Source organism: Micromonospora sp. DT228, from assembly GCF_049841595.1.
Taxonomy (GTDB): Bacteria; Actinomycetota; Actinomycetes; order Mycobacteriales; family Micromonosporaceae; genus Micromonospora.
Genome location: NZ_JBNCKO010000002.1, coordinates 416,833 through 429,761, shown reverse-complemented (window position 1 = coordinate 429,761; position 12,929 = coordinate 416,833). Strand labels below are relative to the sequence as shown.

At 71.3% G+C, this 12,929-nt stretch carries 12 protein-coding genes and 2 pseudogenes; 9 read left to right on the top strand and 5 right to left on the bottom strand.

The window, feature by feature from the left end; translation table 11 throughout:
* Window positions 1–24 precede the first annotated feature (24 nt).
* Entirely contained in the window at window positions 25–1,509 is a 1,485-nt protein-coding gene (locus tag ACLQ29_RS05310; RefSeq protein ID WP_425770467.1) for an MFS transporter, read from the bottom strand.
* Window positions 1,510–1,588: 79 nt separating this feature from the next.
* On the opposite strand from ACLQ29_RS05310, the gene ACLQ29_RS05305 reads away from it, so the two are divergent.
* The 4 genes and pseudogenes from ACLQ29_RS05305 to ACLQ29_RS05290 all read left to right on the top strand — a co-directional run.
* Window positions 1,589–2,020: a winged helix-turn-helix transcriptional regulator gene (locus ACLQ29_RS05305; RefSeq protein WP_357066816.1), complete on the top strand. Its 432-nt coding sequence runs from the start codon at window positions 1,589–1,591 to the stop codon at window positions 2,018–2,020.
* A 100-nt stretch (window positions 2,021–2,120) separates the two neighbouring features.
* Window positions 2,121–2,708 (top strand): TetR/AcrR family transcriptional regulator, encoded by a 588-nt coding sequence (locus ACLQ29_RS05300; protein WP_425770765.1) that lies wholly within the window; start codon window positions 2,121–2,123, stop codon window positions 2,706–2,708.
* Window positions 2,708–3,713: pseudogene (locus ACLQ29_RS05295) on the top strand (MMPL family transporter); the annotation flags it as partial. The gene ACLQ29_RS05300 and the pseudogene ACLQ29_RS05295, both read left to right, overlap by 1 nt.
* Window positions 3,714–3,796: 83 nt before the next feature.
* Window positions 3,797–4,939, top strand: a pseudogene (locus ACLQ29_RS05290) (MMPL family transporter); the annotation flags it as partial.
* Between the two features lie 104 nt (window positions 4,940–5,043).
* On the opposite strand, the gene ACLQ29_RS05285 reads toward ACLQ29_RS05290, so the two are convergent.
* Complete coding sequence (locus ACLQ29_RS05285) at window positions 5,044–6,300, bottom strand: erythromycin esterase family protein (protein WP_425770466.1); 1,257 nt, start codon at window positions 6,298–6,300, stop codon at window positions 5,044–5,046.
* A gap of 132 nt (window positions 6,301–6,432) precedes the next feature.
* Here ACLQ29_RS05285 and ACLQ29_RS05280 point away from each other — a divergent pair, with 132 nt between their 5' ends.
* On the top strand, window positions 6,433–6,624 hold the full coding sequence (locus ACLQ29_RS05280; RefSeq protein WP_357246473.1) for a DUF2795 domain-containing protein: 192 nt from the start codon (window positions 6,433–6,435) through the stop codon (window positions 6,622–6,624).
* Window positions 6,625–6,786: 162 nt separating this feature from the next.
* Here ACLQ29_RS05280 and ACLQ29_RS05275 read toward each other — a convergent pair whose 3' ends face one another.
* Window positions 6,787–7,689 carry a Gfo/Idh/MocA family protein gene (locus ACLQ29_RS05275; RefSeq protein WP_425770465.1) on the bottom strand — a complete coding sequence of 301 codons (903 nt, stop codon included), beginning with the start codon at window positions 7,687–7,689 and terminating at the stop codon, window positions 6,787–6,789.
* 489 nt (window positions 7,690–8,178) lie between these two features.
* On the opposite strand from ACLQ29_RS05275, the gene ACLQ29_RS05270 reads away from it, so the two are divergent.
* Together ACLQ29_RS05270 and ACLQ29_RS05265 are read left to right on the top strand one after the other, a co-directional pair.
* Window positions 8,179–8,571, top strand: a complete 393-nt coding sequence (locus ACLQ29_RS05270) for a hypothetical protein (protein ID WP_425770464.1) — start codon at window positions 8,179–8,181, stop codon at window positions 8,569–8,571.
* Entirely contained in the window at window positions 8,564–8,980 is a 417-nt protein-coding gene (locus ACLQ29_RS05265; protein ID WP_425770463.1) for a hypothetical protein, read from the top strand. Before ACLQ29_RS05270 ends, ACLQ29_RS05265 begins: the two co-directional genes overlap by 8 nt.
* Before the next feature lie 85 nt (window positions 8,981–9,065).
* On the opposite strand, the gene fabG is transcribed toward ACLQ29_RS05265, so the two are convergent.
* Both fabG and ACLQ29_RS05255 read right to left on the bottom strand, forming a co-directional pair.
* Window positions 9,066–9,824 (bottom strand): 3-oxoacyl-ACP reductase FabG, encoded by a 759-nt coding sequence (fabG, locus tag ACLQ29_RS05260; RefSeq protein ID WP_425770462.1) that lies wholly within the window; start codon window positions 9,822–9,824, stop codon window positions 9,066–9,068.
* Between the two features lie 43 nt (window positions 9,825–9,867).
* On the bottom strand, window positions 9,868–11,520 hold the full coding sequence (locus ACLQ29_RS05255; RefSeq protein ID WP_425770764.1) for an alpha-amylase family protein: 1,653 nt from the start codon (window positions 11,518–11,520) through the stop codon (window positions 9,868–9,870).
* A gap of 57 nt (window positions 11,521–11,577) precedes the next feature.
* Here ACLQ29_RS05255 and ACLQ29_RS05250 point away from each other — a divergent pair, with 57 nt between their 5' ends.
* Together ACLQ29_RS05250 and ACLQ29_RS05245 are read left to right on the top strand one after the other, a co-directional pair.
* On the top strand, window positions 11,578–12,192 hold the full coding sequence (locus tag ACLQ29_RS05250) for a DUF1349 domain-containing protein (RefSeq protein ID WP_425770461.1): 615 nt from the start codon (window positions 11,578–11,580) through the stop codon (window positions 12,190–12,192).
* Window positions 12,193–12,249: 57 nt separating this feature from the next.
* Complete coding sequence (locus ACLQ29_RS05245) at window positions 12,250–12,921, top strand: DedA family protein (RefSeq protein WP_393371806.1); 672 nt, start codon at window positions 12,250–12,252, stop codon at window positions 12,919–12,921.
* Window positions 12,922–12,929: the final 8 nt, after the last annotated feature.

Genomic DNA, 12,929 nt, shown 5'->3' with positions numbered 1-12,929 from the left:
CCTTCGCGGCCCGGGTGCCGTCGGTCAACCGGACGCGGCGCTCGGGTACGGATCGGTTTCGGCCCCCGGCGTGGCCGGCCCCGACGGATCGGCGTCCGGTCCGAGCCCGGCGGGGCGTCGGGGCAGTGTCGTCAGCGCTACCAGCAACGCGGCGACCACCAGGGCGGCGGCCACGGCGAACGCGGTCCGGTAGCCAGCGGCCAACGCGGCCGTCTCGGCCCAGCCGGCGGCCCGTAGTCCGTCGGTGCGGGCGGCGGCCAGGGTGGCCAGCGCGGCCAGGCCGACCGCCCCACCGACCTGCTGGGTGGTGTTGGCCAGGCCGGACGCGAGCCCGGCGTCCGCGTCGGTCGCGCCGGCCATGGCCAGGGTCGTGACGGCCGGCAGGGTCAGGCCGCCGGCCACCCCGAAGATCAGCATCGCCGGGAGTACGTCGACGACGTAGCCGCCGTCGGCGGGCAACCGGGCGAGCAGCAGGAAGCCGACGGTCGCCAGGCCGAGCCCGGCCAACAGCACGGTCCGTGCGCCCCAGCGGGCGATCAACCGACCGGCCAGCCCGAGTGACACCACCGCGATCACCACCGGGGTGGGCAGGAAGGCCCAACCGGTCGCGGCGGCGTCCAGTCCGAGCACCAGTTGCAGCTCCACGGCGAGCAGGAACTGGAAGCCGAAGTACGCGCAGACCATGAGGAACTGCACGGCGTTCGCCGCCACCAGACCCGGAACGCGCAGCACCCGGCCCGGCACCAGCGGGGTCGCCGCCGCCCGTTGGCGGAGCACGAACGCGCCGAGCAGCAGCGCCGCGAGGGCGACCGCGCCGAGGGTCCGCGGGCTGGTCCAGCCGTGTTCGCCGGTCCCCACGATGCCCAGCACGGCGGCCATCAGCCCGGCGGTGACGAGCAGCGCGCCGGGCAGGTCCAGGCCGGCCCGCAGGCCGATGCCCCGTTCGGCGGGGAGCCGGCGGACGGCCGTGAGCAGGATGGCCGCCCCGATCGGCAGGTTGACCAGGAAGATCGCCCGCCACCCGGCCACCTCGGTGAGCACTCCACCGGCGACGGTGCCGACCGACGCGCCGGCCGCGCCGGTGAAGCTGAACACGGCGATCGCGCGGGCCCGCTCGGCGGGTTCGGGATAGAGCCGGACGATCATGCCGAGGCTGACCGCCATGGCCAGCGCCCCACCGACGCCCTGGCCGAAGCGCGCGGCGACCAGCAGCGTGGGGCCGGTGGCGACCGCGCAGGCCAGCGAGGCCAGGGTGAACAGCGCGACGCCGGCCAGGAAGACCCCCCGCCGGCCGAGCAGGTCGCCGAGTCGGCCGGCGAGCAGCAGCAGCCCGCCGAACGCGACCAGGTACGCGTTGACCACCCACGCCAGGCCGGCGGCGGTGAAGCCCAGATCGCGTTGTACGGCGGGCAACGCCACCGCCACGACTGTGCCATCCAGGATGATCATCAGGCTGCCGGCACAGAGCACGAGCAGTGCCGGCCAGCGGGACGCAACGACGCGGTCCATGAAACCCCCTCCTTGGTGCACGGTTTGTTACCGAGGTCATCGTCTGTGACCATGAACCGGAGCGGAAGGAGGCACTGATATGTCCCAGAGGAACAGCGATGTGTCCGCGCTGGTCCAGGCCGAGGTGACGTGCACGGCCGAGAACGTGCCGTTCACCCCGGGCCAGGCTCGGGCGTGCACCGTCCGCCAGGTGCTCGACCGGGTCGGCGGCAAGTGGAGCATCGGCGTTCTGGTGGCCGCCTCACACGGGCCGGTGCGCTTCACCGAGTTGGAGCGGCACATCGAGGGAATCAGCCGCCGGATGCTCACCCTGACACTGCGCAACCTGGAACGGGACGGTCTGCTGCACCGCCGGGTCTACCCGACCGTTCCGCCGAAGGTCGAATACACCGCCACCCCGATGGCGCTGGAGCTGTACGAGTCACTTGTCGCGCTGACCGCCTGGGCCGAGCGGCACCGTCGGGCCATCGCCGAGGCGCGGACCAGGTACGACGCCGAGCACGCCGAGTAAACCAACCCCGGATGTGGGGAACGCCACCGCAGGAGTCTGACCGATCGGTCAGGATCTGACCGATCGGTCAGGCATGCTGGTTCACGGAGGTGGACCAATGATGGCCAGAGCGGTGTCCGACACGCACGGCGAGATCCTCGCCGCGGCGGCGCGTCAATTCACCGTGAGCGGCTACCGGGGCACCTCGCTGCAGGACATCGCCCGCGAGGTCGGCTGCTCCAAGGCCACCGTGCTCTACCACTTCGCCAACAAGGAAGCCCTGCTCGCCGAGCTGATGGCCCCGGCGATCGGCGTGCTGCGCGACCTCGACGACCGACTCACCGGCCAGACCGGTTCGGCCGCGCAGGAGGTCGCCGCGAAGGGCTTCGTCGACCTCGCGGTCCGGTTCCGGCAGGAGATCGCGGTGCTGCGCGGCGAGTTCCCGGAACTGCTGTGCCAGCCCGCCTTCGCGCACATCCAGCAGATCTCCGACCGGCTGCGCGACGCGTTGGCCGGCCACTCCGACAAGCCGGGCGCCCGGATCGCCGCGCTGGTGCTGCTCGCCGGCATCTCCGAGGCGTGCGGCGAGTTCACCGACATCCCCGACGACGACCTGCGCTCCGCCCTGCTCACCCTCGTCCGGCGGGCCGTCGAACCCGTCGACGCACCCCTGCCCCAACCACCCACGACCGAGGACAAGGACTCCTGATGGCCACCCTGCTCTACCGGCTCGGCCGGGGCGCGTTGCGCCGGCGACGGCTCGTCGTCGCGCTCTGGCTCGTCGTACTCGTCGTCGCCGGCCTGGCCGCGGCGACCCTGCGCGGCCCGACGGCGAGCAACTTCACGATGCCCGGCACCGAGAGCCAGCGCGCGCTCGACCTGCTCGCGGAGCAGTTCCCCGCGGCCAGTGGCGCGACCGGCACCATCACGGTCAAGGCGCCCGCCGACGGCCAACTGGCCACCCCCGAGGGCCAGGCCGTGGTGCAGGATCTGGTCCAGGAGGCCTCGGCCCTGCCCGGCGTGGTCGGCGCGGTCAACCCGCTCCAGGTCGGCGCGGTCTCGCCCAACGGCCGGTACGCGCTGGTCCAGGTCCAGTTCGCCAGCGGCGGCGACGACGTGACCGACGAGCAGCGCACCGCGTACGAGGAGGTCGGCGCCGCCGCCGAGGCAAAGGGTTGGCAGGTGGCCCCGGGTGGCGAGGTGCTGGGTGGTGAGCCGGAGATCGGCTCCACCGAGGCGCTCGGCGTCCTGGTCGCCGCGATCGTCCTGATCATCACGTTCGGCTCCCTGGTCGCCGCCGGAATGACGATGCTCAACGCGCTGATCGGCGTGGGCGTCGGCATGGCCGGCCTGTTCGCGCTCAGCGGCGTCATCGAGTTGACGAGCACCGCGCCGATCCTGGCGCTGATGCTCGGCCTCGCCGTCGGCATCGACTACTCACTCTTCATCACCTCGCGGCACCGGCAGAACCTGCTCGACGGCCTGTCCCCGGAGGAGGCGGTCGGCCGTGCGGTCGGCACCGCCGGGTCCGCGGTGGTCTTCGCGGGCGCGACAGTGGTCATCGCGCTGGCCGGACTGGCCGTGGTGAACATCCCCTTCCTCACCGTGATGGGTCTCGCCGCCGCCGGCACGGTCACCGTCGCCGTGCTCGTCGCGATCACCCTCCAGCCGGCGCTGCTCGGCTTCGCCGGTCGCCGGGTACTCCCCCGCCGGCTGCGAGCAGCAGTCACCGACGGCACGACCGCCGACCCCAGCGCGGCCGCCGACCACTCGGGCCACATCGACCGGCCGGCCGCCGCCCCGGCCGAGGACGAGTCCCGGTTCGGGTTCCGCTGGGCGCGGCTGATCACGCGGTTCCGCGTACCTGTCATCCTGGTCGGCCTGCTCGGCCTGGGGCTGCTCGCGCTGCCCACGCCGGACATGCGGCTGGCCCTGCCGGGCGCCGCGACGGCCGCCGTCGGCTCACCCGCCCGAGTGGCGAACGACCTGACCGTCGAGGGTTTCGGCGCGGGCTTCACCGGCCGGCTCGCGGTGGTGATCGCCGGTGACACCCCGCAGGCCACCTCGGCCGCCGTACCGCAGGTGACCGCCCTGTTGCAGCGCACCGAGAACGTCCTCGCGGTGGCGCCGCCCCAGCTCAGCCCGGACGGCCGGACCGCGCTGCTCGGCGTGGTGCCCAAGACCGGCCCGACCGACGAGGCCACCGAAACCCTGGTGCACGACATCCGCCGCTCGGTGAGCGGGATCCGGGACGCGGACGTCCTGCTCACCGGCGTCACCGCCATCGGCATCGACGTCTCCGAGAAGCTCTCCGACGCGCTACCGATCTACCTGCTGCTTGTGGTCGGGCTCTCGGTGCTGCTGCTGATGCTCGTGTTCCGCTCGCTGCTGGTGCCGATCAAGGCGGCGCTGGGCTTCCTGCTCACCGTGGCCGCCACGTTCGGCATCACGGTGGCGGTCTTCCAGCAGGGGCACCTCGCCGACCTGGTCGGACTGGACACGCCGGGTCCGCTGATCAGCTTCCTGCCGATCCTGCTCATCGGCATCCTGTTCGGGCTCGCCATGGACTACGAGGTGTTCCTGGTGTCCCGGATGCGGGAGGATTTCGTCCACGGCGAGTCCGCCCGACAGGCCACCATCAGCGGCATGGGGCACGGCGCCCGGGTGGTCACCGCCGCCGCGCTGATCATGATGTCGGTCTTCGGGGGCTTCGTCTTCCTGGAGGACCCGGTGATCAAGTCGATGGGCTTCGCGCTCGCGGTCGGCGTCGCCATCGACGCGTTCGTGGTCCGGATGACAATCGTCCCCGCGGTGATGTCGCTCCTCGGTGACCGCGCCTGGTGGCTGCCGAGCTGGCTCAACCGAGCCCTCCCGAACGTCGACATAGAAGGCGAAGGCCTCCGCACCCACCTGGAAGAACAAACCCCAGCCCGGGTCTAACCCCCCACCGCCGGTCGATCATGGAGTTGTGGTGTCCGTCGTGCCCCGATCCGAGGCCTTCGTCCAGCACCACAACTCCATGATCGACGCGATCAGGCACCGCCTCAGACCCCGGCCGGGTACGTCTCCATCTCGCCGGGGGCGGCCAGCACCGGCAGCGGGTGCAGCGCTGTGGTGTCGTCGCACCAGATGAAGGCGTCGTAGCGGTCGCCCAGCCTGGTCGGCACGTAGTTGCCCCAGGACTCGAAGGACGGGTCGTAGACGACCCCGATCGCCCGGTGGTCCACGGTGTCGGTCACCCAGCCCGGTTGGTCGTCCCCGCCGAAGATCAGCACCGCCCGGTCCGGCATCAGCTCGTGCAGCCGCCGCTCGACCGACCCCTCCCGGGCCGGCGGCACCACCATCGGCTCCGGTGGCGAACCCCACCGGGGAGCGGCGATCACCGTGCCCCGGTAGCTGCCGAAGCCGATCAGCGCCACGGCGTCGTCGCCGTGCCGTTCCCGGGCCAACTGACCAATGTTGACCATCCCGTCGGCAGCCATGTCGGTGGCCCGCGCATCCCCGACGTGCGTGTTGTGCGCCCAGACGATGCCCCGGGCGTCCGGGCCGTACCGGTCCAGCAGCCGGTCCAGGGTGTCCTGCATGTGGGTGTCGCGGATGTTCCACGAGTCCGGCCCGCCGGCCACCATCGCCCGGTAGTACCGCTCCGCACCGGCCACCACCTCCGCGTTCTGCCATGCCGAAAAGCGGTCCGGGCCGTCGGAGAGGGCGTGCTCACGGGTACGGGCCAGCAGCCGGACCACCTCCTCCTCACAGCGGGCGGAGACGAACCGGCTGGCCGCGCCGTACTCCTCGACCCTCTTGCCGTACGGCTCGAAGCACCGGTACGCGTCCTGCGCCGCCTCCAGCGACGTCGGGTCCTCCTCCCCCAGGTAGTCGAAGATCGCCTGCATCGACTCCCAGAGGCTGTACACGTCGAGCCCGTGGAACCCGGCGCGCTGATCCTCCGGCCGCTCCACGTTCCAGGCCCGCAACCAGCTGGCGAACCGGGCCACCTCGGCGTTGGCCCACATCCAGGTCGGCCACCGCTCGAACTGCTCCAGGGCGAGCTGCGGTTCGAGGGCGCCACCCGGCGCGGCGGTCACCGAGCGGTGCACCCGGTCACAGTCCGGCCAGTCGCCCTCCACTGCGACGAAGGAGAAGCCGCACTCCGCGATCAATCGACGGGTGAGCTGCTCACGCAACCGGTAGTAGTCGTAGCTGCCGTGGGTGGACTCGCCGATCATCACCACCCGGGCGTCTCGCACGCGTTCCAGCAACGGGTCGAAGTCGCTCGGCGCGCCGAGCCGCTGAACCAGCATGCCAGCGGCTACCCGACGGCCGATGGGACAAACCGTGGGCGCGTCGAGGGCCGACACGCCGACCACCGGCCGGGCCGCCGTGCGTGCCAGCCCCGACGGTGTACGCCCACCGCGAGCGGGTAGCCGGCCGACATGACCGTCACCGGCGTGCAGTTGCAGGAGTACCTGGCCGGACTCGACTACCCGGTCTCCCGGGAAGACCTGGTCCGCTGGGGACAGGAGAACGGGGCCAGTACGGCAATGTTGCAGATGTTGCAGGCGTTGCCACCCGAACAGTTCGCCTCACCCGACGAGTTAGCCGCCGCCCTAACCACCCTCTCGTAACCCACCCACCCCGCCGGCCCCCACGCACCCACCGCCCGCGCCCACCCGCCGCCGACCCCGGTGATCATGAGGTTATTGCCATCCGGCACGGCGTGTCGCGCCGATAACTCCATGATCAACGCCGTCTGACGGTCGGGGGTGGGGTGGGTCGGGGGTGGGGTTTTAGGGGAGCAGGACTGTGTGGGATTCGGTGCGGGCGGTTTCGGCGGCGGCGAGGATGCCGACTACCTCGCGGCCGAAGCGCACGTCGCAGCGGTGGTCGCGGGTGCCGGTCCGCACCTGCTCGACGAGCTGGTCGATCGCGACGCCGAACGCCGTGGCGGCGTCGTTCTCGCCGAACGGGACGTTCTCGATGCCGTTCTCGCCGTAGAAGACGAACTCCCGAGCCATCGACTCCGTCGGGGCGTCCAGGGAGAGCGAGGCGCTGCTCGTGGCACCGCCCTCGTGGGTGAGCAGCAGGTGCACCATCCCGCTCGGCCCGTCCATCGCCGCCACCTGGGTCACCCGGCCGAGCACCGGCAGGAGGATGGACAGCGCGTGCGGGGCAATGTCCCAGAGCGCACCGTGCTCGCGGCGCCACAACGAGCCGCCGTACGGGCTGCCGTCCTGGAAGATCGAGGCGAACGCGGTCGTCCGACCGTGCTGCCAACCCCCGACGGCGGCGGTGGCGGCGAGGAAGGCTGTCACGTTCGGCTGGAACCGCTGGGTGAAGAAGACGACCGAGGCGACCCCGGACTCCTCGGCGGCGGCCACCACCCGGTCGGCGTCGGCCACGCTCAGCGCCAGCGGCTTGTCCAGCAGCAGGTGCCGCCCGGCGGAGGCGGCCCGGACCGCGATGTCGGCCTGGACGTCCGGTGGCAGCGCGACGGCGACCGCTTCGCACTGCTCGATCAGTGCGTCGACGTCGGCGTACGCCGGCACCCCGTACCGCTCGGCGAGCGCGGAGGCCCGCTCCGGGTTACGCCCCCACACCCCGACCAACTCGGCGTCCGGATGGGCGCGCAACGCCTTCCCGTGCGTCTCGATCGCCCAGTGACCGGTGCCGAACAATCCGAACCGCAGCACGTGTACCTCCGCTGTTTCCCCACCCCGTGGCAACGCCACGGCCGTGATCCACGCTAGTCGCCGCGGCCGGCGCACCGGTGGCGGGTCGACCAACCCGCGCAGCTCATGTCCTGTGCGGCCCGGGGTGACCTGGGTGTGGCCGGTGCCTGTAGAGCTGCCCCAGATGTGGGGCGCCCCGCCCGGCGCCCGACGCCCACCGCCCGACGCCCGCCGCGCCCCGTTCGTGGGGCAGCTCTACAGCGAGCAGCGGACACCACCTGCCCCGCTATCGGCACCTGGTCGCTGGTCACCGCCAGCGGTGGCGACGGGCGGAATCTGTCCAAGATCTCAGGACGCGCGGCCAGGAGGCGGCGGCGGTACGGGGCAGCCGGCCCCGCCGCGGAGACGCCAACAGCGGCCAGACGGCGGGGGCCAGGCGGGGGCAACCGATTACTACGACGGTTAGTAGGCTGTGCCGGTGACCGAGGCAACGACGACCGGGCAGGTCCGGTGACAAGCGTGAGCGCCGACTCGCCGGTGGACGGCATCGTCGCGACGGTGTCGATCGTGCTGTCGCTGCTCGTCGCGGTGTGGGCGCTGGTGGCTGCGGTACGCCAACGGCCACCGGACCGGGTGCAGTTCATCGGCCTGGGCGTACTCGAAGTGGCATTGCTCGTGTTGAGCGTGCTGGCCCTGGTCGCGGTCGGCGGCGGCGAGCGGCCCGGTGAGCCCGGCGCCTTCTTCGGTTATCTGGTCACGCTTGTGTGTCTGCCGCCGTTGGCCTGGGTGCTGGCCCGGATGGAGCCGACCCGTTGGGGTTCGGCGATCGTCTGCGCGGTTTGCCTGGTGGCCCCGGTGGTGGTGGTCCGGTTGCAGCAGACCTGGGAGGTGTTCGGTGGTTGAGACACGACCGGCCGGGCGCGCCACGAACGCCGGCCCCGGTCGGCTGCTGATCGCGGTCTACCTGCTCTTCGCCATCGCGGCGACAAGCCGGGCCGGTCTGCAACTCGCCACCAAGTTCGACGAGGCCCCAGTGGCGTACCTGCTCTCCGGGGTGGCGGCGCTCATCTACATCGTGGCGGCGGTGGGGTTGGCCCGGGCCGGGCACACCGGCCGACGGGTCGCGCTGGCCTGCTGTTCCGTGGAGTTGGTAGGGGTGGTCGCGGTCGGCATCCTGAGCCTCGTCGACAAGGAGCTGTTCCCGGACGAGACGGTCTGGTCGCAGTTCGGCAGCGGGTACGGCTACATCCCGCTCGTGTTGCCGGTGCTCGGCCTGATCTGGCTCTGGCGCACCCGTCGCGCCGCCGCCTGAGAAGAACGGACCGTCGCGGGCTCACCCGCGACAGCGGCGACGAGGGCACCCCTTCCCGAAGGAGCGCCCTCGTCGGGAGGACGTGTCAGTCCCGGGGCCCGCCGGCGACGTAGATGACCTGACCAGAGACGAAGCCGGCACCCTCGCTCGCCAGGAACGAGATGGTGTGCGCGACGTCCTCCGGGAATCCCGGACGACGCACCGGGATCTCGGCCGCCGCGTGCTTCTTGAAGTCCTCGAAGTCGACCTTCATCCGGGCGGCGGTGGCAGCGGTCATGTCGGTGACGATGAAGCCGGGCGCGACCGCGTTGACTGTCACCCCGAAAGGCCCCAACTCGATGGCGAGCGTCTTCGTGAAGCCCTGGAGGCCGGCCTTGGCGGCGGCGTAGTTCGCCTGGCCCCGGTTGCCCAGGGCGGAGGTGCTGGAGAGGTTGACGATCCGCCCCCACCTGCGTTCCACCATGTGCTTCTGGGTGGCCTGGCTGAACAGGAACGCGCCGCGCAGGTGCACCCCCATCACCGTGTCCCAGTCGGCGTTCGTCATCTTGAACAGCAGGTTGTCGCGGAGCACACCGGCGTTGTTGACGAGCACGGCGGGCGCGCCCAGCTCGGCCGCGACCCGGGCCACCGCCGCCTCGACCTGGTCCCGGTCGGACACGTCGGCGCCGACTCCGAGCGCCCGGCCGCCGGCGGCGGCGATGGCGTCCACCGTCTCCTTGGTGGCCGTCTCCTCGATGTCGACCACGGCGACGGCCATTCCGTCGGCGGCCAGCCGCCGGGCGGTGGCCGCGCCGATACCGCGTGCGGCTCCGGTGACGATGGCGACGCGGGGCTCCTCCGACATGATTACCTCCCGGTAACGTGGGGTCGATCGGAGGAGCTTAACGTCAACAGGCCGGCCCCCGGCATAGGCGAATCCACCGGTATCCGTGGCCGGAGACCTTCACCGCGCCCAGCTTGCCCAACTCGCCGTAGCCGCGGTCGGTGAGCACGTCGATCGGCATGTCGGCCTCCGGTTCGAGACTGCTCAGGTCCACCTCGACGTCGTCGGTGCCCAGGTTGTGCACGAAGACCATGGTCCCGGTGGGCCCGTCCGCCCGGTGCGTCAGCACGCCGGGCGGCACCGGCACGTCGATGTGGGTGGTCGAGCCGGAGCCGATCTCCGGAGCCTCCCGCAGCGTGCGGATCATGCGCTCGAACCAGGCGAGCAGCGACTTCGGGTCGCCGCGCTGGGCGGTGACGTTCACCGTCGGATAGCCGAACTCACCCTTGTCGATGACCGGGCGGATCAGCTTCTCCGGGTCCGCCGTGGAGAAGCCGGCGTTCGGCTGGTAGGACCACTGCATCGGGGTACGGATCGCGTCCCGACCCCGCAGCGACAGGTCCTCGCCCATCCCGATCTCCTCGCCGTAGCGCAGCACAGGCGTGCCGCGCATGGAGAACTGCAACGCGTACGCCAGCTCGATGCGCCGTCGGTCGTTGCCGAGCATCGGGGCGAGCCGGCGGCGGATGCCCCGGTCGTAGATGCGCATGTTCTCGTCCGGGCCGAACTCCGCGTACACCTGGTTGCGCTGTTCGGTCGTCAGCCGGGACAGGTCGATCTCGTCGTGGTTACGCAGGAAGGTGGCCCACTGCCCACCGACGGGCAGTTTCGGGGTGTCGTGCAACGCGTCGATCAACTGCTCCGGGTCCTGCCGGGCCAGGGAGAGCATGAGTCGCCCGTTGAGCATGAAGTCGAAGAGCATGTGGATCCGGTTGCCCGACCCGCTGGCGTCGCCGAAGAACGTCGGCAGCTGGTCCGGTTCGACGTTCGCCTCGGCCAGCAGGACGGCGTCGCCGCGACGCCACTGCACGTGCTGGCGCATCTCGGTGAGGAACTCGAAATCCTTCGGGGAGTTCGGGTTGCCCGGCTCGGTCAGCTCGATGATGAACGGCACCGCGTCCATCCGGAAGCCGGAGACGCCGAGCTGGAGCCAGAACGACATGATCTTCTTGATCTCGGCCCGGACCTGCGGGTTCGCGAAGTTGAGGTCCGGCTGGAACTTGTAGAACCGGTGGTAGAACCACGCCTTGGCGGTCCGGTCGTAGCTCCAGGTCTCGTCCTGCTCACCCGGGAAGACCATGCCCTGGTGCCGGTCGTCCGGCTCGGTGTCGGACCAGACGTACCAGTCGCGGTACGGCGAGTCCGGCGAGGACCGGGCGGACTGGAACCACGGGTGCTCGTCGGAGGTGTGGTTGACCACCAGGTCGATGATCACCCGGATGCCCCGGTTCTGGGCCTGGTGCAGCAGCTCGGCGAAGTCGCCGAGGGTGCCGAAGCGCGGGTCCACGTTGTAGAAGTCGGTGGCGTCGTAGCCGTCGTCGCGGTTGGGCGACGGGTGGATGGGGTGCAGCCACAGGCAGGTCACGCCGAGCCGGGCCAGGTAGTCGAGCCTCCCGATGAGCCCACGGATGTCACCGACCCCGTCGCCGTCGGAGTCGGCGTACGTGTCGATGTCGAGGCAGTAGACGACGGCTTCGGAATACCAACGGTCACCCATGCCGGAGGAACATCTCCGTTCGATCACCGCGGCAAACCCTTGGCTATCGTGCCTGTCATGGGACACGACCTCGTACCGCCGAGCGAACCGTTGGCCTGGTCTGCGGGCCGGTGGCTGCACCCGCCCGTACGCGTCGAGGAGGGCCCGGCCGGCCAGCTCGTCGTCGAACCGGCGGCGGAGAGCGACTTCTGGCGGCGGACCAGCTACGGCTTCGTCCACGACAACGGCCCGGCGCTGCTGGCCCCCCTGCCGGTCGGCACCGCCATGGAGGTGAGCTTCCGGCTCGACTTCGCGGCGCAGTTCGACCAGGCCGGTGCGTTCGTCCGCGTCGACGAGCGGACCTGGACCAAGGCCGGTGTCGAGATCAGCGATGGCGAGGCGCAGGTCGGCGCGGTGGTGACCCGGGAGTTCTCCGACTGGTCGGTGGCGCCGGTGCCGCAGTGGGTGGGCCGGGAGGTGACCGTCCGGGTCAGCCGGGCCGGTGACGCGCTGACCGTCCGCGCCCGCGCCGACGACGAGCCGTGGCGACTGGTCCGGCTCACCCCCCTCGATCCGGCGGCCGAGGCGGTGGCCGGGCCGTTCTGCTGTGCGCCGTCGCGCGCCGGCCTGACCGTGGTGTTCACCGGCTGGCGGCAGGGGCCGGCGGACGCCGCGCTGCACCCCGAGGTGTAGCAATCGCCATACTGGGTATGACCTTCTGATCCCCGACAGCCGACCGGAAGGACGACCATGGCGTACGCCCAGAGTGGCGACCCGGCCGAGTTCACCGGGTTGACCGGTTGGGTGGCCTCGGTGATCGAGGTGATGGGCCCGGTGGGCGTGGCGCTGTTGGTGGCGTTGGAGAGCATCGTCCCGCCCATCCCCAGCGAGATCGTGTTGGCGCTCGCCGGCTTCCTGGCCCACGAGGGCCAGTTCAACGTCCTGCTCGTGATGCTTGCCGCGACGGTCGGCTCGCTCGTCGGCGCGCTGGTGCTGTACTGGCTCGGCGCGGCGCTCGGCGAGGAGCGGCTCAAGCGGTGGTTGGACCGCATCCCGCTCGTCGACAGCGACGACCTGGAGAGGGCCGACAAGTGGTTCGAGCGGCACGGCCGGTGGGCCGTGCTGATCGGTCGGGTGGTGCCGGTGGTCCGCAGTCTGGTCTCCGTTCCGGCCGGGGCCAACCGGATGCCGTTGGGCGAGTTCATCCTGTTCACCACGATCGGCAGCGGGGTGTGGAACGGTCTGATCGTGGGGGCCGGTTACGGGCTCGGGAGCCGTTGGCAGGACGTGGCGCGGTACAGCGACTGGTTCAACTACGCGATCGGCGCGGTCTTCGTGGTGATGGTGGCCAGTTGGGTGATCCGCAAGGTTCGCAAGCGTCGGGAGCGCGACGACCGGCGGTCGGTGACCGCCGGTCGCTGATCCGCGTC

What these genes read in the sequence shown, in the direction of transcription:
- ACLQ29_RS05310 (WP_425770467.1), bottom strand. Translation starts at nt 1,509, where the DNA reads ATGGACCGCGTCGTTGCGTCCCGCTGGCCGGCACTGCTCGTGCTCTGT.
- fabG (WP_425770462.1), bottom strand. Translation starts at nt 9,824, where the DNA reads ATGTCGGAGGAGCCCCGCGTCGCCATCGTCACCGGAGCCGCACGCGGT.
- ACLQ29_RS05305 (WP_357066816.1), top strand. Translation starts at nt 1,589, where the DNA reads ATGTCCCAGAGGAACAGCGATGTGTCCGCGCTGGTCCAGGCCGAGGTG.
- ACLQ29_RS05285 (WP_425770466.1), bottom strand. Translation starts at nt 6,300, where the DNA reads ATGCTGGTTCAGCGGCTCGGCGCGCCGAGCGACTTCGACCCGTTGCTG.
- ACLQ29_RS05255 (WP_425770764.1), bottom strand. Translation starts at nt 11,520, where the DNA reads ATGGGTGACCGTTGGTATTCCGAAGCCGTCGTCTACTGCCTCGACATC.
- ACLQ29_RS05280 (WP_357246473.1), top strand. Translation starts at nt 6,433, where the DNA reads ATGACCGTCACCGGCGTGCAGTTGCAGGAGTACCTGGCCGGACTCGAC.
- ACLQ29_RS05245 (WP_393371806.1), top strand. Translation starts at nt 12,250, where the DNA reads ATGGCGTACGCCCAGAGTGGCGACCCGGCCGAGTTCACCGGGTTGACC.
- ACLQ29_RS05250 (WP_425770461.1), top strand. Translation starts at nt 11,578, where the DNA reads ATGGGACACGACCTCGTACCGCCGAGCGAACCGTTGGCCTGGTCTGCG.
- ACLQ29_RS05300 (WP_425770765.1), top strand. Translation starts at nt 2,121, where the DNA reads ATGGCCAGAGCGGTGTCCGACACGCACGGCGAGATCCTCGCCGCGGCG.